Genomic DNA, 26,175 nt, shown 5'->3' on the forward strand with positions numbered 1-26,175 from the left:
TCAAATTATTTTGATCTTCTACGAATCCATAAAATCACCCCGGCACCAGCCAGCAACAGAGGTAATACACCCATGAAACCCCAGTTCATCATGTTGAATCCGGTTCTCCTGATATCTACCCGATTATCCGTTGGTTGCGCTCTCCTTATATCCACGGGCATTTCATTATTGGATAACCAATGGTAAGTTCCCAAGTCCATCACGAAATTGGTCTGAGAACGAGATTCAGTAATTTCTCCATTTGAAATACAGTCTGCATCTCCCATGATCATGATCCGTTGCTCCCGATCTCCGACTTTACGCATCAAAGCCAATGCCGTACAGTAATCCCCCACAACTTCACCTTTCTCCGGGTTTGGAATCATCTCATCTTCTGTATAGTCCAAAGATTCTATTTCATTCCAAACAGCATAGGAACGATTTTTCTTGTTAGCAATACTCAAGGTGTCACTTCTCAACACGGGAACCGTCTGAAACCCACGATCAGCAACAACCTCCAAACCGGCAGCCGTTGGCAATAATACACTATAAGCCAATCCATAGTAGAAACTCAAATTTCTCGCTTCGGGAGTGATCAAACTACACAAGATGTCCGGTTGCAACCACTCCAAGCGGTATTGCACCAACGTACCTTTCATTAATTCCACCCCGAACAATTTATTCATCAATGGATTCATCACGTCCCGTCTTCTCGGTTCTCCCAACAAGTACATGTTTCCTCCGTTAGCTATATATTCTTCCAAAACCTGTTCCTCTTTCTCGGAAAGCGGTTCACGCATATCCGCTAAGGTCAAAATATTTACATCTTCAGGAATACCCTTTTCCAAATCAATCTCCACGACATCAAATCCCTGATTGATCAAAGCTTGACGGAAGTCTTTCTTATAAGCAAAAAAACCATAGCCACGGCTCCTGTTATCATGGATAGAACGCATACCATATCCTTCCACAAAACCGATTTTCGGTAATTCCATCACCATCCGTTTCATCGCGGCAGAGATCTCTGCCTCGGTAGGGAAAGGATTCATCGGATCATCGTATGTACGCAACCAAGCTCTACGTCCGTTTTCCCGCACCAATTCCCATGCAAAAGTACGCTCTCCGGTCAAATCCGTCATCTTACGCACCTCTTCCGGTGTTTTCAGACGATTACTATCAATACGATAGATTTCACACCCTTTTTTAGCCGCTTCCCACAACGTCATTCCATCTTTCTTCAACTTATTGGCAAAAGTCTCGGCATAGGCAGGTGAATCTCCTTCCGTAATTGTATCATAGTAATAAACCACTTTCAATTTCGTTTCCGGCTTAAAGCGTTCGTACTGTTTAAACAACTCCCGGTTAGATTGAATGAAGTGCGGGAATGAGAACAATGAATAATTGGGTGACAATACATTCACATAAGCCGTGATCGACATATCCCCATCCAATTTCGATACAATCTCCTGACTTTGCGGGGTCAAAGTGTTCCATTTTGTAGAAGACGCATCATAATAAGCCATCAATTTCGGACGAGAAGAAAAATATCCTAATGTACAAGCAATCAAAATCACCGCCATATATCTACCGAAAGAAACCTGCCATCTTACTTTCTGACGCACTGCATTCAAACGAATCACCGTCAAGAACAAGAACAAAGCCGTCACGATCGGGAAATACAACAAGTCCTCAGAGCAAATCATACCCATGATAAACGTGGAGGCTCGCCCATTGATACTGAACCAATAAGTAATATCGCGAATAATATCATACTCTTGCCACCATCTTCCGACCATACTCAGCAACATCAAAATAATAAAGGTTCCAATGGCCGCAACGAACTGGTAAGAAGTCAAACTGGACATGAAAATCCCCACGGCCACATACGTACACGTCATCAGGAACAATCCCAACAAACCGACCAACACCACCGGCAATTCGAAGTCCTTCACCGTACACTCCGCATAAATAACGTACAATAACAAGATTCCGCACATTACGGCTGCATATAACACCATAGAAAAGAACTTACCCAAAATGATCTGTGAGTTTCGAACCGGAGAAGAATATAACAACTTGATTGACCCGCTACTCAACTCCTTACTGATCAATCCCATCGTCAATAACGGGATATAATAATAGAGGTAATTCTGTACAATTCCCCAAATTCCTTGCGGGAAAAGTCTCATGGAAACCATAAACGTATTCCCGTTGCCCAGCTCGTTACCTTTCATGAACCACTCGTACTGTGCTGTGAAGAACATACCCGTCTGCACGGCAAATATCACGAGCAAAAACCACGCAACCGGTGAATAAAACAACATCTGCAATTCAGCCTTCGCAATTCTATATATTAATTTCATACGATCTATTTTAAAATTAGCATTTTACTTCTTTGCTTTTTTAGACAAGGCGGCAAAAATATCGTCTAACGAACTTTTCTCCTGTTGGATTTCCATCAATCGCCAACGATTACGCGAGCTGGCTTCCACCAAACGTTCCACTACACCTTCTGCTTCTAAGAAACGAATACGATAACGTTGTCCCCCTAACTCCTCTACATCCGTTACCCCCTTGATTCTCATCAATTCTTCTGTTGCCGGAGCATCAGCCAATTGCAATAAAATAGAATTCGAAGTCAAGCAATTATCAAACTCTTCCACCTTGCCATTAAACACCAATTGTCCTTGTTCGATCATGAATATATGATCGCACATGGCATGAACCTCTGTCAAGATATGCGTGGAAAGAATCACGGTACGTTCCTTTGCAATGCTTTGGATCAAATGACGAATCTCTAAAATTTGATTCGGATCCAATCCGTTTGTAGGCTCATCAAACACCACCAATGCCGGCTTGTGAACAATGGCCTGGGCAATGCCCACCCGTTGCTGGTAGCCCCCGGAAAGATTCTTAATCAAACGAGAACGGAAATGTGCGATAGAACAACGTTCCAGCACCTCATCCACCGCAGCCTTGACCTCTTTATCCGGCATGCGGCGCAAATAAGCGGCATGAGTCAAATACTCCTCTACCGTTAAATCTCCATACAAGGGAGGTTGTTGCGGTAAAAATCCGATACACCGTTTTGCTACCAACGGATCTTTGCGGGTATCCGCTCTATCAATAAAAACTTCTCCTTCAGTTTGTTTCAGCACCCCGCACATGATATTCATCACGGTGGATTTCCCCGCACCATTGGAACCCAATAATCCGTATATACCCTGTGCCGGGATGTCGAAACTAATATCTTTGACAGCCCATTGTACACTATATCTATGAGATAGATGGCATACTTTTACAATAGCTTCTTTCATATAAATATCTTAAAATAATCACTTAATCTATTTAATCTCAACCTTATCTTCCTCTTCTCCTGATCCAAATATACAGGCCACAACCTAACAACAAGATTGGTAGTCCGAACAAGAATCCGTTCTTCACAATTCCGAATCCGGCAGTCCGTAACGAAACATACTTATCATCCCTTTGCGGACGACGGGTATCCAACGGAATTTCACCATAAGTCAGCCAATTAGCAATCGCCTGTCCAAGGAAAGCATTGCTGCTGGACACCCCGCGAACAATCGTAAACTCACTGTTTGCCAAACAATCGACATCCCCGGTTACGATCACGCGTTGCTCTTTATCTCCCACAGTTCGGTTCAATCCGACCACGGTCGTAAATTCTTTCATCACCTCTCCAACTGATGGGTTAAATTTTACCGTATCATCCAAGAAATCAGAGGTCTCCAACTCCGTCCAGAATTGTCCCACCGTATCACATTTCACCCACTCTGTCACATTCCAACCTTTATCTTCGATCTGCTCAATTCCCGAACAATTCTCATGCACCACGGTAAACGTATTTCCCAACTGATACCCTTGAGCAATTCCCTCCTTCGTCGGACGAGCGGCCAAAATATTCGCCGTGGGTAACGTACCTTTGAAACGCACATCCGGTCCTACTACCAACGGAGTCAATTCCAAACCGAAATATTTAGCCAATAAGGCATTTTGTACTTCACGATGACGCGGTTCTCCCATGAATACCAAATTACCTCCCCGTTCGATATATTCAGCTAATACGGCTTCCTCCTCCGGCGTCAACTGGATACGTAAATCTGCAATCCATAATATATTGATCTCCGCAGGAATCCTTTTTTCTAACGTTATTTCTTCAATATCAAATCCTGAATTGAACATAGATGTCGAGAAACCTTTGTGGGACATGATGAACCCCATCGCTGTCGGGAAATCTCCATACAAATTTCTTTCACGATGTCCGGTCAAAAATCCGATCTTCGGCACCTGGGCCACCACCATCCGTTTCAAAGCCACAGACGTTTCTGCTTCTTTCACCTTACCTCTGGTAAAATCCCGTAACCACTCTTTCTGTCCATTCTCCCGCACTGCCTGACGAATAAACGTGTATCCCTCTTCCGACAAATCAACCAACTGATCTACCTCTGCCTTACTCAAAAACATCATACTATCCAAATCATACATCTCACACACTCTCCGGGCCTGCTGCCAAGCATAATCTCCCAAATCTCTTCCGGCAGGATCTGCATAATAATAAACCACTTTCAAGTCAATTTCCGGTTTGAAACGAGTATATTGTCTGAATTCATTCCGGTTATTGATGATAAAATAAGGATAAGCGTAATTGTTATATCTTGGGTCAAGCAAGTTCACGTAAGAAGTGATCGTCAAACCTCCATCCAATTGAGAAACAATATCCTGACTGACTTCTGTCAGTGTGTTTTGTTTCGTGGAAGTCGTGTCTACATAAGCCAATAATGAAGGACGGGAAGAGACAAATGCAATCACACATACGATAGCAATCACGATTGTATTTTTATACAGCGTAATAGAAAATTTCTGTTTTTGGCGGATTGCATGTAAACGAATAATTGTCAAGGCAAGAAACATTCCTGTTACCACAGGGAAATAAATTAAATCCTCACTACAAATCATACCTTGAATAAAGGTTGCCGCTCTTCCGCTGATCCCCAACCAAAACGTAATCTCACGTACTAGATCATATTGTTGTCCCCAGCCACTCACCATACTCAATAACATCAAAACGATAAATGTACCGACAGCTGAAATCACTTGATAAGAAGTCAAACTGGAAACAAAAATACCGACAGCCATATAGGTACAAGTCAGCAAGAACAGCCCAAACAATCCGGTCAAAATCCATGCCCACTCAAAACCTTCAATCGTACACCCGGCAAGCAACACGTAAAGGAACAACACCGCACATAAAATAAAAGCGTAAGTTGCCATCGCACAGAACTTACCCAAAATAATATGTACATTACTAATCGGTGAAGAGTACAATAACTTAATGGAACCACTACTTAACTCCTTCGTGATAACTCCCATCGTCAACAACGGGATATACATATACAAAAAATTGGTTACTTGGTACCACAATCCCGGATTACCTCCCCCATATCCAAGCACGAAAAGACGGTTTGAACAATCAAACGCCCGACCGTATTTTTCCATATTAAGCACGAAATCCCCATACATCCCCGTGAAGAAAACGGCCGTCTGGATAACAAAACACAATAACAATAACCAAGCGATAGGCGAATAAAAAAGCATCTGCAATTCGGTTTTCGCTATTTTATATATTGCTCTCATAATAAATATCTAACTTTTAATTTGTAATACATTACTGACCCTTTTCCGTCAATTTAGCGAATATCGTATCCAAGGAATTCTTTTCCTGTCGAATCTCCAGTAATCTCCAATGATTTTCGATACTTTGATCCACGATTCGCTCGATCACCTCTTGGGCATCCGTGAAACGTACACGGAACTGTTGTCCACCCAGCTCTTCAATTCCACAAACACCCTCTATCCGTGCAAGGACATCCGTTGAAGGTGCATTTGCCAAATGGACAAATATCGTATTAGGCACAATATAATTATCAAATTCATCTACTGTTCCGGCAAAAACTAACTTCCCATGATCCATCATCAAGATATGGTCACAGGTAGCCTGTACCTCCGGAAGAATATGTGTCGAAAGAATAACCGTGCGTTCCTCGGCAATACTCTTGATTAAATGCCGAATTTCCACGATTTGATTCGGGTCCAACCCGTTTGTCGGTTCGTCAAACACCACCAAATCCGGCTTGTGTACAATAGCCTGAGCTATCCCCACCCGTTGCTGGTATCCCCCGGACAGGTTTTTCAATAAACGTTTACGGAAATGAGAGATCGCACAACGTTCCAATACCTCATCCACGGCTTTCTTCACTTCTCGGGGTGCGACCCAACGTAAATCTGCCGCATGAGTCAAATACTCCTCTACCGTCAAATCGCCATACAATGGTGGTTTTTGAGGCAAGAAACCAATATGCCGTTTCGCTGCAATCGTATCTTGCTTCGTATTTATATCCGCAATAATCACATCTCCTTCGGTCTGTTTCAACACCCCGCACATGATATTCATCACGGTCGATTTCCCCGCCCCGTTCGATCCCAATAATCCATAAATTCCTCGTCTGGGAATCTCAAAACTAACATCCCGAACAGCCCACTGAACGCTGTAACGATGTGACAAATGCTCTACTCTTACAATAGATTCTTCCATAATTTCTTACATATTTACAAACAATACTCCCTTAAGTACCGCTCTGTCTCTCAAGGAGACAGGGCGATACCTCATAAATCAATCACGAAAATTATAACTAACTACGATTTATTCTACTTCTACGAAACGCTCCGGATACTGGATACGATCATAATCGTCACCCAAGATATCCCGGATGTAATCCACCACAATGTCATATTTTTGCCGAATCTTCGTAAGCTCGTAAACCGGATTCAACAATCCCAGGTAATTCATGTAAGGCTGATTAAATTTTTCTCCCCAATTTTCAGCCCATTGGCCCTCACCTTCTTCTAACTCTGCCAAAGAATAACTCATTACAAGATCCACATAATATATGAAATCGTAATATTGCATTTGCTCTTTTGTCAATCCTGCTTTAGCCGTTTGAATATTTAAATAGCCTTGAGTAAAACAGTCACTATTATACCAAGGTTTTGGATACTCATCTGGATAACAAGGAAATATACCATTACCGGTATAAACTGTATAATTAGACACCTTACTAAACTCTTCCGGCACAACCAATTTTTCCTGCCCTAACAAAATACGGATGAATGCCCGATTAATATTCCGCATAAATTCCGTTTTGTCTCCATCATCAAAATTTTCGGATTCCTCTTTGCTTGCTCCATTCAATGCAAAATAATCATACCCTTGATAAAACCATAAACGAGTAGTCTCTTCGGCAGGTACATTACCATCCCATCCCCGACTATCCAATTTCGAACACAAGAACACCTTCAAAGGCATACAAGCCAACTGATCCTCCGTATAATATTTCAAGAAAAACGTTTTAAACATCTCCAATAAAGGACCGATGTACTTCGGATCGCCTTTCGTCACCTCCAAAGAACCATCACTCAGCCCTGGGACTCCCGTGAAACCTTCCCAGTTTCTATCTGCCCAATATACATCCTCCGGGTCAAAATCATACACCACATAAAAACCATATTTTTCAAACCATCCGACAATATCCGGATCATAGTCAGCATTTCCCCCTTGCGGCAAAGTATACATTTTTTCCGCCCCTTCCGTAGGAACAATGTCCTTCTCATTATAGCAACTACAAAGCATTGCTATCGCAAATAATAAATATACAAATTTCATCATCTATACGATTAAATTATTTTCTTTATTTTTCCCGCAAATTGGGATTTTTTTCAATCACACGTTCCGGTATCGGTAACACGTAGCGAGGATCCTCTTTCTGTAAAGTATGCACTGTTTGATGTCCATTCTGATCATCTACATAAATGTGTTTGATTTCCGGCATACCCAAACGACGTAAATCAAACCAACGATGGTTGGCCTCTCCACATAACTCACGACGTCTTTCCCGCAAACAGAAATTCAACAATTCTTCCGGAGTGGCAAAATCTTCCAAAACTTTATCTACATTACCCACAATACGATGATTACGCAAAGTATTCAAATCATCCAATCCCCTCTGTGCTTCCTCTCTATTTTTAGACTCTATGTATTTCCGAATATACGCTTCTGCCCGGTTTATATATGCTTCTGCAGTCCGAACACCTCCATTAGTATAATACAAATTTCCCCAACCTTTATACACATAGAAGTATCCTAACTCGGGTGCCATCCAAGAATTATGCAAGAAAGAAGATGTTTTACCTGACTCTCTTCTTTTATCCGTCGAACCGTCATTATCTATGTCATAAACAGAAGACAAATCCATTGAATTCGGATAAGCTGCTAATTGATCCGGTTGATCCAATGCTTTTTCCGGTCCTGCCCACAACACTTCAACATTACTTCTCTCGTCGTACACGCCACTACTTGAAGGCGTGGTTTTCATATCCAATAATTCCGGATACTCATTCAACACTGCATCTGCCGATTCGATCACCTTATTCCAATCCTCCATGTGCAAATACACTCTCGACAGTAACGCATGGGCAGCCAAATAAGTGAGATGCAATTTCGTTTGGTGAACCTCTTTGTTCTTCTCCATCAACTCCGCTCCTAATTCAAGGTCCTTCACAATTTGAGCATAACATTCAGCCACCGTATTTCGCACAAATAGCTCAGCGGTAACCCCACTCACCAATTTCAAAGGAACTCCTAAATTCTGAGTCGGATCCCCATAGTTATAAGGTAACCCAAAGAAATTGACCAACATATAGTAATAAAATCCTCGCAAAGCGTAAGCTTCCCCCTTCAAATGCTCTCTTCTCATCTCATCCCCTTGCATACCATCAACATATTCCAACACGACATTACATCCTTTGATACGTTCATAGGGAATTTTCCAGAAAGAAAGATCCTCTCCACCACCGCCTTCATCAAACATCTTTGCATCCCATCTATAACGCCAATGATCCTGCTCTTTCTGGATTTGATAACTAACATCCTCTACTACAGCACAAGTGATATCATCCGTGAAAATATCGGTTTTACGATTAAACAAAGCCCCCTCGCCTATCGAAAAATAGGCTTCACTCTCCATTATTTTTGACATATCCGTCACCGTAGAAGGGCGAATTTCATCTTGACTTTTCTCTTCCAAAAAATCATTACAACGTACAAAACTCAACGCCAAAAAGAGTATAAATAATCTTGATTTCATATTATTATCTCCTTATGAATTAAAAACTAACATTTATACCAACCCCCATGTTTCTCGTCATCGGTTGACCTCCTAGAGCGACCTCCGGGTCACGTCCCTTAAAATCCTTACTTCGAATCTGGAATGGATTTGACATAAAGAAAGAGAAACCCATATTTTTAATGAAATGAGGCAAATTCTTTTCCGGTAACGTATAAGATAAGCTGAGAGTACCACAACGTAAATACCAAGCATCCACTACACGAATAGTTGAATTGGCATACAACTTATACGGATTAACACTCTCTCCCAGCAATTCAATTTCTCTTGCACTCGTGATTTTATTCGGTAACGAAGGTACGTTCGTAAATTTTTCGTCTCCCGGTTTTCTCCAACGATCCACCCATTCCGTGGACATATTTTGGTACTCACTCGGTACTGAGTTCGTGATAATACGATCCAAAGGAGCTAAGAATTGTTGGTTACCCACACTCAAATAAAATCCACTGGAGAAAGAAAGCGTTTTGTAACGAATAGAGAAAGAAAGTCCGCAAGTAAAATCCGGTTCCAATTTACCGGCATAATCCATATAAAGCGTTGCATCACTTTTAGCCGCTTCCAGCTCCGAACCATTCAAATCAAACATCGGCCCCCCATTTTCCGGATTCAATCCGTCAAAACGGAATGCCCAGAAACTAGATACGGCATACCCCTCCTTATTCGCATTACCACTTACCGCTTCCTGCCAATTTCCTTTCGGTTCCAATTCCGTTTCAATCTCATTATACACTTTACCCATGTTTACTCCCATAGAGAGGATAAAATCCTTCCCTCTTACCGGAGTAAAACCAAAACTACAATCCCATCCGGAGTTCGACATCTGCCCACCATTAATCGGACGAGAAGAAACACCATTTTCATAAGGCACTTCATTATTTATGACCATGTCTTTTGTCTTTTTATAATACCCATTAAAAGAGAATGATATTTTCCGATTGAACAACATTCCGCTAATACCATAGTCCATGTTTTGTACCTTTTCCCATTTCAGTCGAGGTGCAGGCAAATCCTTCAATGTCAACGTATAGTCATAATTTTTATCATCTACACCAATGACAGCGATCAATTCAGGACTCACATTGGTTACCACATTTCCTTGGAATCCATAAGAGAAAGTAAAGTTCATGTCATTCACTATATTCTGGTCGGCCAGCCAATGTTCTTCGGCCATGTTCCAACGGAATCCCAACGCCCAAACCGGTTTAAAACGCGCACGTCTGTCCTGACCAAAACGGTTGGAAGCATCCCCGCGAACACTCATATTGAATGCATAACGATTGTCAAACATATATGAAGTAGCCACATAGTAAGACAAATTATTATCTTGAGCGTCCCTAATCGAAGGGGCGACACGGTACAAATCACTCACACTTTTTATATCCCCCTCGTCATCTAACCAAAATGGAGGAACATTTACCACCACTTTCCCTCGATCCGGCATATACCCGTAAGCCTTATTAGAATACCCGGTAGATCTAGCCGAACGCATTTCCTGTCCGATGGCTAAAGAAACGGCATGTAACCCATTAAATACTTTAACAAAATCCAATTGATTCCTCCAAGTGAAACTGGTTGATTTACTATTAGAGACATTCAACTCACCACCATGAGGCAAGACCGATCTTTGATATTCAATATCTCCGGGAACAAATTCTTCAAAATTAAATTTCCTTATGTTGGCAATATAATTGGATTGCTCTGTATAATAACTTTCTCCTTCTGATGAAGAAAAAGCATACCCCATAGTAGTTGTGAATGACAAATGATCTATAATCTGCCAACGTAAATTCATACTAGCATTAATATTCGACAAAGTATTCTTGTTACTACTATTCTGTAATTCGTTTACCACGTTAAACAAGTAACCGTTATCAGCATGCTGATAAAAGAACAACTCACCATCCTCTGTCGTATTAGGAATTGCCCTGTTCATTGTTGAAGCATACGTGAATGGGTCAGCTCCCAAAAAAGCATTAGTCTCGGATATGCTACCGGCCAAAGAGATTCCTAAAGTAATATTTTCCCACAAATGCGTACCCACACTGATATTACCCGTATATTGCGTCTGATCATTTCCTTTTGCCGTATTATTCGTTTGGTTTACCCCCAAACTGGCATGATAGGTCGCTGATTCATTTCCACCGGAAATACTAACATTATGGTTGTGGCTGATTGCATCTCTAAACAGAATTTTAAACCAGTCTGTATTGTTTTTCTCCAACTGTTTTGCTTCTGCAGTAAAAGTTTCCAAACTGATTTCCCGGTTACGATACGCTTTTGCCAAGGCTGCATAACCGATATTTTGAGTTCCCAACAACGGAATGTTAGTTTCATACGCTTCACGAGAAACCTCCACACGTTGCTTAGAATTCATCAACTCCATCTTATTATAATTCAACCGGGGAGAGTAAGAAATATTACCCGAATAACTTACCGCCATACGTCCCGTTTTACCTTTTTTCGTCGTGATCACAATCACACCATTGGCAGCCTTTACACCGTAGATTGCAGTCGAAACGGCATCTTTCAACACGGTGATTGATTCAATGTCATTCGGGTTCAACCAAGAAATCGCCCCACCAACGAAATCCCGAATCATATCCATATTATCTTGATTCAAATTGTTGAAATCATTCGTTGAGAAAGGTAACGGATCTTCTTGGATGATACCGTCAACCACCCATACTGGCTCGGCATTTCCTAACAGAGTAGAGGTACCCCGAACACGCACCCGTTGACGCTTTCCAGTCAAACCACTCGTATTTAACACCATCATTCCCGGGACCTTTCCCTGTAATGCCTGTTCCAAGGTTGCACCACCACCAAACTCCAAGTCATCCATATCCACCTTACTGTAAGCTCCAGCCATCGATTTTTCTTTTAACACTTGATAACCGGTCACCACAACCTCTTCCAAAGCCTCAACATCCTCTTCCAGTACAACACGTAACGTATCCGAACTTTCAGAGAAATGAACCTGTTTATTCTTAAAGCCCACGAAAGAAAACTCCAAGGTACCCTTTTTTAAGGTCATCGGCATAGTAAACCAACCGTTAACGTTTGTAGCTGTTCCCACAGAAGTCCCTACCACTTTAACCGTTACACCCGGCAAGGCCTGTTTTTTGGTATCATGCACCCATCCTTTGATAACCTTAACCTTGTCTTCGTCTTTTACTTTTACCATTTCCTGCTGAGGAGCTGCCTTGATCAAGATTACATCATCTTCTAACCGCCAAGTCAGTCCAGTTCCCTGAAGTAATTGATTCATCACCTCTTCAACCCCGGCATTTTTCACTTTCAAATCCTTCTTTCCACATTTCTCCAGATCTTCACCTTTAAACAAGAAACGATAATCAAAAACTTGACGTAACTCTGAGATAATCTCTGATACCGAACGCTGTTTTATATCCAACGTTACCCTTGTTTGTTGAGAAAAAACATTGGCATTCACACCAAATGTCGTCAATAGTAATAAATAGATCCCCAATCTCATAACCTTCAAAAATTTTAACACATGCTTTCCCCAAAGGAATGCATACATTCGCTTTTTTTTCATAGATTTGTAGAATTAAATTTATAATATGGACCATGTTCATATGAAACGGAAAGGGGTAGGAGCCTTTCCGTTTTTATTTAGCCCCAATAATTATGCTGTTACCATTTATATTTATTTTCACACCTGCGACTTCTTCAATCATCTTCACGATTTTCTCAAAATTATCATACTTTTTCAAATCACCCGTGAATCGGCAATTTTTCACCTCTTCCCTTGCATAAAAGACCTCGATCTCGTACCACCGTTTCAACTGCTCCATGATCTGCTCCAATCGTTGATTTTCAAAACAAAAATTACCGTCTTTCCAAGCCGAATAAACAGAGGCATTCACTTCCCGAAGAAGGGAGGTATGTCTTTTTTTGTCAAACACCAATTGTTCATTCGGTACTATCCGAATCGATTCTCCCCCCACGGTCACCTCCACACTCCCCTCGGCCAGCGTCGTTGTCACATCTGCATCGTCCTCGTATGCTGACACGTTAAATCTCGTACCCAGTACCTTCACCTCTACGTCCGAAAGAGTTCTCACAATAAAAGGTTTTTCTTCATTCGAGGTCACCTCAAAATATCCTTCGCCCTTTAAATAGACCACTCGTTGATTCCCTATAAACTGAACCGGATAGCGTAACTCGCTTTGAGCATTTAACCAGACACGCGTACCATCTGCCAGCTCCACCTTAAACTCTCCCCCACGGGGAACAACAAGACGGTTATACGTTTGTTCCCGAACACGTTCCCGTTCGTTTTTATACGAAATCATTTGATCAGAAACTTGAATATCCACGGAAGGTTCCTCTGAAACAGAACCCAATGAATCCTGCAACATCACCTTCTCCCCGTTCGACAAAACCAACACGGCATAGCCTTGGGCCATCTGGATCGGCGTGTTCATCACATCTTGTTTGGCAACCTGCCAATGAATGACCCCCGCAATACCGAGTAATAAAATAAATACGGCAACATAACGCCACCAACTTATGGAGCGCCGGGATACTTTTGCTCTACGTTGATGGAACATCATCAATTGACGCTCCACCTGTTCCCCGGAATAGGGCCATGTTCTCGGCTGGGTTATTAATTCGTCTTTTATATCCTTGAATATAGTCTTATGTTCGTCCGATTCCTGTAGCCAAGCTTCCAGTTCCTGTCTCCCGGTTTCATCCATACACCCGGCAATATCTTCCGCCACACGACGAGAAATCTTGAATGTGTTGAATAAAGCCTCTTGTTCAGACGACTCAAACTTTTGCGCTTTATCTTGTTCTACCTTTTTCATGTAATACATTTTACTAGTAAAGACGCAACCCCTCAAAAAACGGGTGAATGGGACACTAAAAAATATCAGAATTCTTCTAATAAAATCAACAACAAGATCAAATACTCCTTAGACAACATCTCTCGAAGAGCTGAATATCCATTCTTTTTCAACGTTTTAACGGTATTTATCGACACACCTAACAACTCTCCCACTTCCACATTAGAATTTCCCTCCATCCCCAATATAATCACCTGCCGCGTCTGTTCCGGCAACCGATCTATGGCAGAATAAAGGATACGGGAGGTCTCTTGACGCATCACTTCCTGCAAAAAGGTAGAAGAATTCGATTCTTCCTCCCGGGAATATTGAGACTGATAATTATCTTCGGCTTGTTTACGCCTCAGACGATCAAAACAAAGATTACGGGCAGATATATACAAAAAAGCTTTCGCATTTTCCTCCGTCTCAAACTCCTTCCACCGCTCGAACACCTTCAAGAAAACATCTTGAGCCAAATCGGTCACGTCCTCTCGATCCTTCATAACCCGTTCTATAAACAAACAGATCGGATTTAAAAAGGATTTAAAAAAAGAGTCAAAATCATGTCCACCACCTACTTCCATGTATAATAAATCTTTTATGGAAACAAATATATGATTTATTACTGAATTTCACACCTTTATTAACAATTTCATGTACTACAAAATAATGAGGCTGTCTAACAAGCTTTATCTCGTATCTACAAACTACCCCCCTTACTAATTTTAGATTTAGGGATTTTAGATTCCAGCCGCACGGGGCCAACGCTTCTTGATTTCCTACTTTTACCTTTTATCTTTTAGTTTTTCCCAAGGATGGAAGAGAGTACTTCCGGGATACTCTCGGTTCACTTTCGGTTCATTTTCGGTCTTTGGACGCTCGTGAGCGAGGGTGTAGCGAAGGAGAACCGAAGGTGATCCCTATCTTCTACGGGTCTTCTCCGGAACTTCACTGGAAATTGCATCTTGACAGATCTAGTTATTCGTGTTTGAAACATCATGAATTCCGGGCTAAATGTACGTATTTAAAATATTTAACCTCGTTAGACAGCCTCAATATCTAACAGCTCCGGAAATTCAATGCGTGACTATTGAGGCGGATTCATTGAAGAAGTGCATCACCATTCCCCGTATCACACACTTCTTGTTTTAGCACGACCCGAAGACCTAAAGCATTCTTTTTTTTAATTCTCATCTTCTGTACTTGATACCCCTCCTTGAAGAACCAAAGCCACCGACGTCTCTTCAAACAGAACTCGAATGTTCCTCCATCTATTGTAGTACACTCTGGAAAATTTTTCCCTTTTCGTTTACGATAAATCACAACTCCCGATAAAGGTTCTCCATTCTCATCCTCGACACAACCTTCAACTCGAAACCAACCTTGGGGTACCAAAATATTATCCCCTTTAGCGAAAGTTGTCATCATTCCTGCTATGAATGAATGTTTCGTACTATTAAAATAACCATTTACCCCCACCTCATCCAGTGCAAAAATCCCCTGACTCAACACAACCCTTAGGTTGGACGCTCCCCCCCTTGGAACCCAGACTTCTTTGCTTTCATACCCGATAAACGAGACCCGTAACGGTAACACACCAGATACTCCCAAAGAGAAATGCCCGTCTTGATTACTACACGTTCCCATTGTCATTCCCTTTTCCACGATATGTGCATTCGCCAATGGATTTCCCACACTATCCACCACTCTTCCTCGTACAAGAATCTCTCCCACACCTAAACAGACCGTATCCTGTTCAACAGCCACTTCCTCCCCCATAGTATATGCCGCAGTAGGAACTCCCATCAAGCCTATCGATATTCCCATCAACGAAACAACCTTTCCTGCCAAACGCCTGTGTTCCAAAGCCTGTGTCAGATAACGAACTTCTGCCTCACACTTGGGACAAGTTCCCAAACAATCGCCTTTATACTGGCACTCTGAAACAACATACTCGATATCATTCGCCCGGGCAACTTGCTTGCAAATCTCTTTCAGTATTTTACAAGTTTGTTTCCCTTGCATCATAACACTAATTCATCTTATACGTGAAAAGATCAAAATACTTTATCCCCATCATCTCCAATTGCCTGCAACTTTTCCCCCGGTCTTTATCGGTATTATAACCGGGAATAAGAGGTACACGCACAAGCATATCCTCCCCTCGGCCTCGTTCCACCAACAAACGAAGATTGCAAACAACGGCCTCGTTATCTCTACCCGTATATTGCTTATAAATATCCGGGTTCATATCCTTGATATCAATAATAAAACGATCGACAACCGGGAGTAATCGCTCAACATACTCCTGCCCCACGTTCAAAGATGTCTCCACTGTCAGCAACCATTCTTTCCCACAAAGTTCCCGGAATTTCCCAATAAATTCACTCTGCAAACACGGTTCCCCTCCCCCGAAAGTCACCCCACCTCCGGTAGCCAAAAAATAAAGCTCGTCCACCTTAACCTCCTCGTACAATGTCCTGCAATCATATCGTTTCCAGTACCTCCCATTGTTCAACGATTGTGGATTCAAGCAATACCTACAATACAACGGACAACCATGAAACGCCACCAACGTAGAAACCCCTTGCCCGTCTGTTTGTAAGCGATGACGAGCTATTCCTATAACTTTTGGAGAAACTTCCACGCACCTCATCTTCAAGGTTATATTTTCACATCCACGTACCCGCTAAACATCAATTCCCGGTCTCCCCTTTCCTGCAAAGTTTTTGCCAAGCATCCCATCGTTCTCTCCACCTTCCCCTCAAACAACGTCCTTCCTTGATAAGTAACCTTTACCGGCTTATCCATATCCACCATCTTATCATTCAGATAAACTCTTAATTTCGGATAATCACTCTTCACGATTTTCACTTCATTCCCGGCAAGTTCTGCCACCACGGTCATTCCCGGACGAGCATCTGCCGGATTTACTCCCAACCAGTACATGGACGGACGAACCACCTCTTCCTGACGCCAGACAATCTCTTTCGGCAAAGCATTTCTTTTATATTTAGCCATCCACGCGATCGCTACCGTATCTGCCCGATCCATCCAATGACCCTTGCCTTTCACAATATGCGTTTTGTGTATATACCCTTCCGGCTCCACTTGCTGTAAAGAATCCAACACGTTCCCTTTCGCTACCGCCAACTTATTCCGGTCGTATGCCCCGTCATTTTCTCCCATCCAGATCATAAAAGGAACGTGACGCAAATTCACCTGCGAAGCTTCTCCCGGATGCCCGGCCATCATCGAGGCTGCCGCCCAGCGATCGGCCATACGGGGGGCCATTCTCCACACACCATCTCCACCGGCAGAATACCCTAACAGATATACCTTATCCGGATTCACACCCATCTCCACGATAGCCGTTTGAATCAACGCCTCGAAGAACTCGTCCAATCCCGGTTTAAACCACATGTTCCAATCATCCCAAGGCGCCCTCGGGGCTACATAAACTCCTTCCGCCGGCTCGTACAAACGAATCTGATTCTGCCATTGCTGGGTGTTTAATGCCTCCGGAGCATTACCCCCTCCATGCATGGATATGTACAGGCTACGCCCATCCGCCGGTTTTTCACCAAATACCCGGTAATCAAACTTCATCTGTAACCCCTCCCGGTTAAAAGTTTTCAATCCCCAAGAACGATGATATTTCTCTTTAATCTCTTTTTCCCATGCCTCAACCAGTACAATCCCGGCATCACGGGCCCCTGTTGCAGTCAATTTTTTCTCAGCAAACCCCTGTCCCGCCACACTTTCCAACTTATTCTTTTCCAAATAGTTTTTCAACTTTCCCACGTTTTGAGCAAAGGCTCTACCAGCAATTAATGTCACTAAAAATAAAGCCAAACCGAATTTTATCATTTTCATACAATAACGCTTATATACATTTTTTCTATTGCAAGTTTACCATTAATTTCAAAAAAAACAAAAAACAGCAACATCCATGTAACACCATGCTAGCTAAGAACAAACACGACTATCGCAAAACCCGGTATTTCAACAAATGCGTCCCGTCACTCCCGGCGAACAAATAAAATCCTGCATTTCCCTTATCCCCGAAAGTGATCGAAAACGGGGAATTTCCACGTATAGGAAAACCTTTGGAAACATCTTTCATATCCAACAAGAAAAGACGTTCCCCTTTACCATCCATAACTCCAATTCTCGAATCCCGAGCCGAGAAACGATAAACATACGGGAAACTCAGCTCGGCATTTTCCCAGCATTTCTCCAACAGCAATTTACCTTGAACATCATACACGCAAAGCATATCTTTCCGGGAATAAACAAACTCATCCTGCCCGTCACCATTAATATCTTCCACGTTGAGTATTCCACCACCGACCATTTTCTCTCCCTTGACTCGCTCGACACGGCCCCGGAAATCAACCAATACGATCTCCCCGTTAACATCCGAGAAAGCGATCTTCATCTGACCGTTCTGCCTCGTCAGGTACAAAGGCGTATTACCGGATAAATTCAACAGGGTAGACACCTTCACCCGTTCTTTTCCCTTACGATCCAAAATATACAATCGATACTGGTCTGCATACACGAGATAATCCTTTCCATCCACCCGGAAATGATAGATTTTAGATACAATATCATTGTCACTCTTTGGCACATCCCAACCTTTCACGAAATTACCCGACAACTCGTACAAATACACGTGATGATCCACCCCGGGAGCAAACACCCGATAATTCTTGTTATTCTCGTAATCAGCCACCGAGATACCCTGTTTGCAAGGAGACTTGAACGCCAGTGGGAATCGAGGTAAATAATTACCATTCCGGTCAATCAAATAAAGATGGCTTGGTGTAGAAAATAAATATTGTAACTTCCCGTTTTTAAACATATCTACTTGATAAACCTCACTATTGATCCTCCCCTCGATCGGCAATTTCCACAAGATACGTCCCACGTCATTAATCAAGTAAATCGTGTTTCCCTCGTCCTGCACGAAAAGTTCACGTTCTCCCGTGTTATGATTCACCACGATTGCCGGTTTCATACTCATTCTGGCATCCAATCGTGTCTGCCACATGATCTGAGCCTGTTTCTGCTCCACCTCTTCTGTACTTAAAAACAACGTGTGATACAGCATATCACCCTCACACACCCATTGTAACCCGAGAGAAGAAAATACCTCCATTCCCTCTTTATTTCGCTCTAACAACTCACGCAAAGTCCCTTTAGTCACCTGTTCGTAATAAGGTAACATCGAAACCATCTCGGACAAATACATCCAGTTAAACTTCGAGGACAATTTCGTTCTCAACTTCTGGTACCATTCTTGATCTCTCACGCTCAAACGACGCATGTAATCACTCGCAAACGCTTGAAGACCTTTTTCAGAAGAAGCAAACACCACGTAATTATCCTCCACCAACACATAATTCGTTGCTATTCCTCCCAATACGTATCCCCACATCACTCCGGCAAAATCGGGAACAGGCATCTTGAAGTAACTCACTTTTTTATCTTTATCCAAGGCAAATGAACGATATAACGAAATTTCAGAAGTCCCGGACTTCGAGGCATACGTTTTCAACATCTTTTCCAGTAATCCTCTAGCTAGACTCCCGGCTTTCACGTGAACCACCACGATCCCTTCCTCCTGTTTCCGGCTCGCATCATAAGAAAGCGTCCCTTTTCCCCATTCACCTTTCAACAAAGCCTGCCACTCTTCATCCAATTTATCCCCGAAAAGACGGGCAAACTCCTGTTTTCTTTTCCGAACATTCTCGATCTGTCCCGCCCCATAACGATAAGTCTCAAGAGATGCCAGATAATTCTTCACGTCATTCAAAGCCAGAATGCTAACACTTTTCACGTCGGCAGGCATAACGGCATCCAGTTTGGAATCCTGAGGAAGTTGTCCCTTAAACGCAACGGGGAAAGCGGCTTTCAACCCGTCATAATGCACAAAACCGTTAAAACTGATGCCACTCGGTTTTATTTCACCATCTAACGCTCCCCACTTGAACCACTTGGCAATATTCGTCTGTTTAGCAATAAAATCCTTCTGCAATAACAAAGGAAGTAGATCGGAAAAACAAGTCGTGTTCAAGAACACGTTCAGACCGGCTCCCGCGGAGAAATAACGATTCACGTTTTTAAAACGGGGCGCCCCGTCTTTCTCATCTTCACCGGGATTACTCAACTGGTTCACGGCATCCTCCACGTATAGCTCGGAATTAGAAACCAGCACCATACCACCGACAACAGCGTAACACACCTCATCCTTTCCCCGACTTGCCAAGTATATCTTCTGGTTATTATATTTTCGCTCTTTCACCTGCACCCCGGCAAACATTTTCTGCAAAAAAGCATGTACATCCCCTCTGGAAAACAAACCACTCCGGTTTAACACGTACAAAAACCGAATCGATTGTTTTCCCTCCACCCGAATCGCCATCACGTAGGAAGAAGTATCTACCTGAGACGCCTGTTTCAACGTATCCACCACCCGACACAACATACTTTCCCGGAACGTCTTGATCTCCCGGTCAAAAGCAATAGTAATTTTCGATGACAAATTTGCGTTCGCATTCACATTAACCACAACAGCTGAATTATAGGGAATAAACGATTCCTTCGGAACATCAACCTCCCGTTCCCGCTCGTTCACCCACCATAGCGCAAATCCTATTCCTCCGAGAAGGACAACTCCAAAAACGATTAATGCAATTTTCTTCACCACGTTCTAATTTTAGATTTTAAATTTTAGATTGAAGATTAGAGATCATTCGATTAAAAGAAACGCTCGCCTCGTGCGGCTGGAATCTAAAATCTAGAATCATCAATTCTAAAATTGATAAGCTTTTTTTCATTGGAACAAATTTAGTAAAATCGAGCCTTTTTCCTACTTTTGTAAAAAGGAAAATCGCATGAAAAAAATATATACGCTGCCGGAATTGGAAAACATGCTGACTTGTCAGGGAGAAGAAGAAAACCGGCTTTACTCGGAATCGAAAAGAATAAAGAACGAAACCATCGGTAACAACGTCTACCTCCGGGGATTAATTGAAATCTCCAATATCTGTACCAAAGATTGTTTTTATTGCGGCATCCGGAAATCCAACACGGAAACAGCCCGATATGCACTTTCGGACAAGGAGATTCTTGATGCCGCCGACTTCGCCTACACGCATCATTTCGGCTCCATCGTATTACAGGGTGGCGAACGTTCCGATAAAGCATTTGTAGATCGAATTACCCGTTTATTGCAAGAAATCAAAAAGAACAGTAACAACGAGCTAGGCGTCACCCTTTCGCTGGGAGAACAAACGGAAGACTCTTACAAGCGCTGGAAAGATGCCGGAGCACATCGTTATTTGTTGCGCATCGAAACATCCAATCCCGAATTATACGCCAAGATTCACCCGAACAACCCGCTCCATTCTCACGCTACCCGGTTGAGGTGCTTGGAAAGCCTGCAACGCTGCGGGTATCAGACAGGAACCGGCGTGATGATCGGGTTGCCCTTTCAAACAATCACCGACCTAGCAAATGACTTACTGTTCCTACAATCCATGGACATCGACATGGTAGGTATGGGGCCTTACCTAGAACACCATGCCACCCCCTTGTACGAGTACCGTCACCTACTCCTTTCCCTTCAAGAAAGACTGCGTCTGTCCATTCACATGGTCGCCGCCCTCCGGATTCTCATGCCGGACATTAACATCGCTGCCACCACGGCCCTCCAGGCCATTGAACCTGCCGGGAGAGAAAAAGCACTGGAAATCGGGGCAAACGTGGTGATGCCAAACATCACTCCCACAACGAACCGCACCCTTTATAAACTTTACGAGAATAAACCGGGGACCCACGAGGGTGCCGCAGAATCCATGCGCAAACTGGAAGAAAGTATCCTGAAAAGCGGCTGTAAAGTAGCCTACGGGGTCTGGGGGGACTCCCGGCATTTCCAATCAAGAACGGAAAATTAAAATCAAAAATCCGAACCGGGTAATCAATGAATCACCAGATTTTTAAAAGGAGCGAAAGCGGCTAAAATAACCAGCGCCCCCAAAATCGTGATGACTAACCCGGAAACCCGGTTAATCGTGATTAACACGCGTAACCGGAACTTCTTACGAAAGATATTTACCAAAGTCGAGAGCGTGTACCACCACACGCCACCGCCTAACAACACCCCGATCACCACCAACAACTCACCCAGCATAGAAGAAGATTCCCCGAAAACGGACATTCCGGCAAAAACAGCCATAAAAACGACCACCGTGATCGGATTGGAAACTGTCAAGAAAAACAATGAAAGATAATCTCCCAACAACCCGGTCTTACTCACCCGGCCTTGACGTCGTTGACGGATCTGGCGAATCGGGTTATCAAAATAGATTTTTAACCCTATACACAGAAGAAAAATCCCACCGATAATTTGTAATAATAGCTCATGAGTCTGCACGGTATTTATCACGTACCCCAACCCGAATGCCGCCACCGAAGCGTAAAAAAAATCCGCAGAGGCAGCTCCCATTCCGGCAATAAAACCTGATAGCGCACCCTTATGCAAGGTTTTCTGGATAATTAATACACCCATCGGACCTAATGGTATTGACACCATTAAACCAACCAACATTCCCTTGAAAAGATACAAAATATCGTACATGCTATTCTATCGGAAATTTACAGTTCCACACTATCCGAGGAAAATCGACTCAATATCGTGTCATCATTTATCTCTTTTGACAACGACTCGATCGTCTTCATCGGCACGTCAAAAATATCTAAAATAAGTAAACCATCCAAGCACATATTAAACTTAGGATCGATATTAAAACCGATAATCTTGGCATTCAACGAAATATATTTCTTCAGTAAGACCGGTAACTTATCGCTCGATGGCTCGATATCCCCGATCATCTTGTCCAGCACGGATATATCCTTTTGGGCAGCATCCAACATTACCTGTACCCCGGGTTCTTCCGAATGCACTTGATACTTGGAACGAGGGATCACGTATTTCGCCAGTTCATGACTATAATGATTTTCCTGAATAAAACGCATAATCAGCTCTTTCGATACTTCCGTATACTTTCCGCTGATGGTCACCGGGCCGATCAGATAACGATACTCCGGATTCTTCAATAAGAAATAAAGAATACCTTTCCACAACATGAACAAGGGAAGCGGTTTACGCTGGTACTCCTCCGTAATAAAAGAACGTCCCAGCTCGATCGACTCGTACAACACGGGTAACATCTCTTTCCGCATCTTAAACAACGAATTGATATAAAATCCCTTCATCCCGTAACGGTCAATAATCTCCTTTCCTTTCCCCACGCGATAAGCCCCGACAATTTTTTCCTCTTCCCGGTCCCAAATAAACAGGTGATAGTAATAAAGATCATATTCATCCAGGTCAATACTACGATTCGTACCTTCACCCACCGCACGGAAAGTAACTTCCCGCAAACGCCCGATCTCGTTCAACACGTTCGGAATCTTCACGGAAGGAGAACAATATATATCGTAATTTTTCATGTTAAACAACAAGTAATCTTCAGCGATACCCTCGATTTCTTTCTTCAATACCGCACTCTCTGTCTCTGCTGCAACCGGTTCTGCTTTAGGCATTGCTTTTTGTGATTTAATAAAAAACTTCTTTACTTCTAACGCAGATCCCAACAAATAGGTTTTCGCCCGCAAAAATTTGCCATACTGGGCTATATCGTGGAAAGTATTCTGAGTTTCCACGCTGATCGGATTCCCAATTCTTAACTTCACCACCCGGTTTTTCTTATTCAATAACTCGGAAGGCAATTTAATCGTTTTCAATACCGGGTGAATCATTCCCAGCAAATAAAACAACAAACTGTTAGACCCTTTAAAATAAATCGGGATGACCGGCACTTTCGCCATCTTCACCAGCTTCAACACCGAAGAATCCCACTCCTTATCTTCCACGTGATTCGAATCAGCCTGATAAGAAGAAACCTCCCCGGCAGGGAATATCCCCAAAGGTTTTCCGTCAATGACATGACGTATTGCCTCTTTAATCACTCGCATATTCGAATCCTTCTTGCTCTCCTCCGGGTCCAACCCCAAGATATAATCCTGTAACGGAACTATTTTCTTCAAAAGGAAATTAGACATGATCTTGTAATCCGGACGCAACTTGCACAGCAAACGCACCAGCACGATACCATCCAATCCCCCGAACGGGTGATTGGAAACCGTGATAAAAGTACCCTCTTTGGGAATCTTCTCCAAATCTTCCTTGCTCACGTCGATCGTCACCCCCAGAGCCTCGATCAAACTATCCAAAAGAACTTCCGGATCGTCATCATTCACCTTCACGTTCAACTTATCCAGTTTATGCAACCGCAAAATATACATCACCAACTTGGATACCAGACTTTCCCGAAACCGGTTCAACCCATGAGAGCCAAGCAAAAAATCATTCGTATCAATTAATTTCATCTATATCCTTATTAAATGTTCCATCCCTAGAACACCACAATATCTTTCACAACATGATCCCCGACCCGGTCATTCAAGGCTTTTATTAGTCCCTCTTTCACCATCAGAATCTCGTTCTTTACCACAGAAGAAGTGAAACTCACGAACACTTTCCCCTCTGAAATCCGTAAACTTTTCGTCCGGGAAGCAATCATTCCCCCCACGACATCCGGCCAAACCTGACACACCTCCCTCTCTTTGAACTGACGGGATAACCCCATCTGCTCCAAGTAAAGATTTACCAGTTCATCCATTGTCAATGTCTTACCCTGCTTCAAAATATTCCTATTTATTATGATTTTACAATTAAATTCGTTCTACAAAAATACGATTTTCTGAACAACCCCAACTATTTTAGATTTTAAATTTTAGATCCCACTAAATTTAGTGATTTATGATTTACGATTAAGTGATTCTTTCTCACCTACTAGCACGCTTTAATCATGGAATCATAATAAATTACAAATTCATCACTTCTCCTCCTTCGACATGAAATATCTTGTATTCCATGACATGTTGTTGCAAAATTTCGTCAATATGTTCACGATTGGTATCTGTAACAAAAACCTGACCAAAGTCCGTGCTTGAAACAATTTGAATGATTTGGCTTACCCGGTCAGCATCCAGCTTATCAAAAATATCATCCAACAGTAACAATGGCTTCACCCCCTTCTGTTTCACCAAGTAAGCAAACTGTGCCAACTTCAACGCTGTCAGGAAACTCTTCTTCTGCCCTTGGGAACCCAACTTTTTCACGGGATACCCTTCTAGGCTCAAGTTTAAATCATCCCGATGCACACCCACTGTCGTATAAGTCAATATCCGGTCCCGCTCGAAACTACCACGCAATGAAGTCGGGAAATCATCATTCTTTATAGTCGTCGAATATTCCAACATAACCTTTTCCCTTCCCAACGAAACCCGGTCGTAATACACCTGAAACATCCCCTCCAACTCGGACACAAAAGCCCTACGCCGTTCAAGAATGACACGCCCGCTGTCCGCAAGTTGTTCGTCCCACACGGACAACATATCCGCATCAATGGATCGACCTGCGTATTCCTTCAAAAAACTGTTTCGTTGCATCAACACCCGGTTATAGCGGATCAACAATTGCAGGTACTCCTTATCACACTGGCTGATCACCCCGTCAATAAAACGCCTTCTCTCCTCACTGGCACCATCAATCAACACCACGTCCGCAGGTGAAATAATAACTAACGGTAACAACCCGATATGATCAGAAAGCCGGGTATAAGCCTTTTTATTCTTTTTAAAAATCTTCTTCTGTCCCCGCTTCACCCCGCAGTACACGTCAATCTCCTCCTCCCCGTAATCATATTGCCCTTCAATCACGAAAAAAGTCTCCCCGTGACGTATATTCTGCGCATCGGGCAAGTTGAAATAGCTTTTACACATCGACAACTGGTACACGGCATCCAGAATATTGGTCTTCCCCACACCGTTATTCCCGATAAAACAATTAAACCGGGGACTACACGTGACACTCGCCTCGGCGATATTCTTATAGTTGACAATATTCAAGTTCTTTAAAATCATTCACTTCAACTGTTAGTGGT

At 42.8% G+C, this 26,175-nt stretch carries 18 protein-coding genes; 1 reads left to right on the top strand and 17 read right to left on the bottom strand.

Going from position 1 to position 26,175, the window contains the following annotated elements; translation table 11 throughout:
* Nucleotides 1-5: 5 nt before the first annotated feature.
* The 13 genes from QVC79_RS12095 to QVC79_RS12155 all read right to left on the bottom strand — a co-directional run bounded on the left by QVC79_RS12095 (nucleotide 6) and on the right by QVC79_RS12155 (nucleotide 20,807).
* Nucleotides 6-2,342 carry a Gldg family protein gene (locus tag QVC79_RS12095; protein WP_270595020.1) on the bottom strand — a complete coding sequence of 779 codons (2,337 nt, stop codon included), beginning with the start codon at nucleotides 2,340-2,342 and terminating at the stop codon, nucleotides 6-8.
* A gap of 24 nt (nucleotides 2,343-2,366) precedes the next feature.
* On the bottom strand, nucleotides 2,367-3,296 hold the full coding sequence (locus QVC79_RS12100; protein ID WP_270595021.1) for an ABC transporter ATP-binding protein: 930 nt from the start codon (nucleotides 3,294-3,296) through the stop codon (nucleotides 2,367-2,369).
* A 43-nt stretch (nucleotides 3,297-3,339) separates the two neighbouring features.
* On the bottom strand, nucleotides 3,340-5,637 hold the full coding sequence (locus tag QVC79_RS12105) for a Gldg family protein (protein ID WP_270595022.1): 2,298 nt from the start codon (nucleotides 5,635-5,637) through the stop codon (nucleotides 3,340-3,342).
* 31 nt (nucleotides 5,638-5,668) lie between these two features.
* Entirely contained in the window at nucleotides 5,669-6,595 is a 927-nt protein-coding gene (locus QVC79_RS12110) for an ABC transporter ATP-binding protein (RefSeq protein ID WP_270595023.1), read from the bottom strand.
* Nucleotides 6,596-6,703: 108 nt separating this feature from the next.
* A complete protein-coding gene (locus QVC79_RS12115) occupies nucleotides 6,704-7,723 on the bottom strand; it encodes a hypothetical protein (protein WP_270595024.1) in 1,020 nt (339 codons plus the stop codon).
* A 25-nt stretch (nucleotides 7,724-7,748) separates the two neighbouring features.
* Nucleotides 7,749-9,203 (bottom strand): RagB/SusD family nutrient uptake outer membrane protein, encoded by a 1,455-nt coding sequence (locus tag QVC79_RS12120; RefSeq protein ID WP_270595025.1) that lies wholly within the window; start codon nucleotides 9,201-9,203, stop codon nucleotides 7,749-7,751.
* Nucleotides 9,204-9,222: 19 nt separating this feature from the next.
* Nucleotides 9,223-12,798 (bottom strand): SusC/RagA family TonB-linked outer membrane protein, encoded by a 3,576-nt coding sequence (locus QVC79_RS12125; RefSeq protein ID WP_270595026.1) that lies wholly within the window; start codon nucleotides 12,796-12,798, stop codon nucleotides 9,223-9,225.
* A gap of 73 nt (nucleotides 12,799-12,871) precedes the next feature.
* On the bottom strand, nucleotides 12,872-14,074 hold the full coding sequence (locus tag QVC79_RS12130) for a FecR family protein (RefSeq protein WP_270595027.1): 1,203 nt from the start codon (nucleotides 14,072-14,074) through the stop codon (nucleotides 12,872-12,874).
* Nucleotides 14,075-14,139: 65 nt separating this feature from the next.
* Entirely contained in the window at nucleotides 14,140-14,679 is a 540-nt protein-coding gene (locus QVC79_RS12135; RefSeq protein ID WP_270595028.1) for an RNA polymerase sigma factor, read from the bottom strand.
* 517 nt (nucleotides 14,680-15,196) lie between these two features.
* Entirely contained in the window at nucleotides 15,197-16,123 is a 927-nt protein-coding gene (locus QVC79_RS12140) for a carboxypeptidase-like regulatory domain-containing protein (protein ID WP_270595029.1), read from the bottom strand.
* A 4-nt stretch (nucleotides 16,124-16,127) separates the two neighbouring features.
* The gene (locus tag QVC79_RS12145) at nucleotides 16,128-16,751 is read right to left on the bottom strand and encodes a radical SAM protein (protein ID WP_270595031.1); all 624 of its coding nucleotides are present in this window, start codon (nucleotides 16,749-16,751) and stop codon (nucleotides 16,128-16,130) included.
* A gap of 8 nt (nucleotides 16,752-16,759) precedes the next feature.
* A complete protein-coding gene (locus QVC79_RS12150; protein ID WP_270595033.1) occupies nucleotides 16,760-17,971 on the bottom strand; it encodes an alpha/beta hydrolase family protein in 1,212 nt (403 codons plus the stop codon).
* Between the two features lie 109 nt (nucleotides 17,972-18,080).
* Nucleotides 18,081-20,807, bottom strand: coding sequence for a WD40 repeat domain-containing protein (locus tag QVC79_RS12155; RefSeq protein WP_270595034.1), 2,727 nt, complete (start codon nucleotides 20,805-20,807; stop codon nucleotides 18,081-18,083).
* 190 nt (nucleotides 20,808-20,997) lie between these two features.
* On the opposite strand from QVC79_RS12155, the gene hydE reads away from it, so the two are divergent.
* Complete coding sequence (hydE, locus tag QVC79_RS12160; RefSeq protein WP_124316814.1) at nucleotides 20,998-22,059, top strand: [FeFe] hydrogenase H-cluster radical SAM maturase HydE; 1,062 nt, start codon at nucleotides 20,998-21,000, stop codon at nucleotides 22,057-22,059.
* A 23-nt stretch (nucleotides 22,060-22,082) separates the two neighbouring features.
* On the opposite strand, the gene QVC79_RS12165 is transcribed toward hydE, so the two are convergent.
* From QVC79_RS12165 to recF, 4 genes are all read right to left on the bottom strand, one after another.
* Nucleotides 22,083-22,742 carry a LysE family translocator gene (locus QVC79_RS12165; RefSeq protein ID WP_087421729.1) on the bottom strand — a complete coding sequence of 220 codons (660 nt, stop codon included), beginning with the start codon at nucleotides 22,740-22,742 and terminating at the stop codon, nucleotides 22,083-22,085.
* Nucleotides 22,743-22,759: 17 nt separating this feature from the next.
* Nucleotides 22,760-24,556 (bottom strand): bifunctional lysophospholipid acyltransferase family protein/GNAT family N-acetyltransferase, encoded by a 1,797-nt coding sequence (locus tag QVC79_RS12170; protein ID WP_124316813.1) that lies wholly within the window; start codon nucleotides 24,554-24,556, stop codon nucleotides 22,760-22,762.
* A 26-nt stretch (nucleotides 24,557-24,582) separates the two neighbouring features.
* Nucleotides 24,583-24,873 carry a DciA family protein gene (locus QVC79_RS12175; protein ID WP_229128248.1) on the bottom strand — a complete coding sequence of 97 codons (291 nt, stop codon included), beginning with the start codon at nucleotides 24,871-24,873 and terminating at the stop codon, nucleotides 24,583-24,585.
* Nucleotides 24,874-25,054: 181 nt separating this feature from the next.
* Nucleotides 25,055-26,155, bottom strand: a complete 1,101-nt coding sequence (gene recF / locus QVC79_RS12180; protein WP_270595035.1) for a DNA replication/repair protein RecF — start codon at nucleotides 26,153-26,155, stop codon at nucleotides 25,055-25,057.
* Between the last annotated feature and the right edge of the window lie 20 nt (nucleotides 26,156-26,175).

Origin of the sequence: Butyricimonas sp., from assembly GCF_019423355.1 — a bacterium.
GTDB classification, from domain to species: Bacteria; Bacteroidota; Bacteroidia; order Bacteroidales; family Marinifilaceae; genus Butyricimonas; species Butyricimonas faecihominis.

Coding starts and splice junctions, on each gene's coding strand:
- QVC79_RS12095 (WP_270595020.1), bottom strand. CDS start 2,342: ATGAAATTAATATATAGAATTGCGAAGGCTGAATTGCAGATGTTGTTT.
- QVC79_RS12100 (WP_270595021.1), bottom strand. CDS start 3,296: ATGAAAGAAGCTATTGTAAAAGTATGCCATCTATCTCATAGATATAGT.
- QVC79_RS12105 (WP_270595022.1), bottom strand. CDS start 5,637: ATGAGAGCAATATATAAAATAGCGAAAACCGAATTGCAGATGCTTTTT.
- QVC79_RS12110 (WP_270595023.1), bottom strand. CDS start 6,595: ATGGAAGAATCTATTGTAAGAGTAGAGCATTTGTCACATCGTTACAGC.
- QVC79_RS12115 (WP_270595024.1), bottom strand. CDS start 7,723: ATGAAATTTGTATATTTATTATTTGCGATAGCAATGCTTTGTAGTTGC.
- QVC79_RS12120 (WP_270595025.1), bottom strand. CDS start 9,203: ATGAAATCAAGATTATTTATACTCTTTTTGGCGTTGAGTTTTGTACGT.
- QVC79_RS12125 (WP_270595026.1), bottom strand. CDS start 12,798: ATGAAAAAAAAGCGAATGTATGCATTCCTTTGGGGAAAGCATGTGTTA.
- QVC79_RS12130 (WP_270595027.1), bottom strand. CDS start 14,074: ATGAAAAAGGTAGAACAAGATAAAGCGCAAAAGTTTGAGTCGTCTGAA.
- QVC79_RS12135 (WP_270595028.1), bottom strand. CDS start 14,679: ATGGAAGTAGGTGGTGGACATGATTTTGACTCTTTTTTTAAATCCTTT.
- QVC79_RS12140 (WP_270595029.1), bottom strand. CDS start 16,123: ATGATGCAAGGGAAACAAACTTGTAAAATACTGAAAGAGATTTGCAAG.
- QVC79_RS12145 (WP_270595031.1), bottom strand. CDS start 16,751: ATGAGGTGCGTGGAAGTTTCTCCAAAAGTTATAGGAATAGCTCGTCAT.
- QVC79_RS12150 (WP_270595033.1), bottom strand. CDS start 17,971: ATGAAAATGATAAAATTCGGTTTGGCTTTATTTTTAGTGACATTAATT.
- hydE (WP_124316814.1), top strand. CDS start 20,998: ATGAAAAAAATATATACGCTGCCGGAATTGGAAAACATGCTGACTTGT.
- QVC79_RS12165 (WP_087421729.1), bottom strand. CDS start 22,742: ATGTACGATATTTTGTATCTTTTCAAGGGAATGTTGGTTGGTTTAATG.
- QVC79_RS12170 (WP_124316813.1), bottom strand. CDS start 24,556: ATGAAATTAATTGATACGAATGATTTTTTGCTTGGCTCTCATGGGTTG.
- recF (WP_270595035.1), bottom strand. CDS start 26,155: ATGATTTTAAAGAACTTGAATATTGTCAACTATAAGAATATCGCCGAG.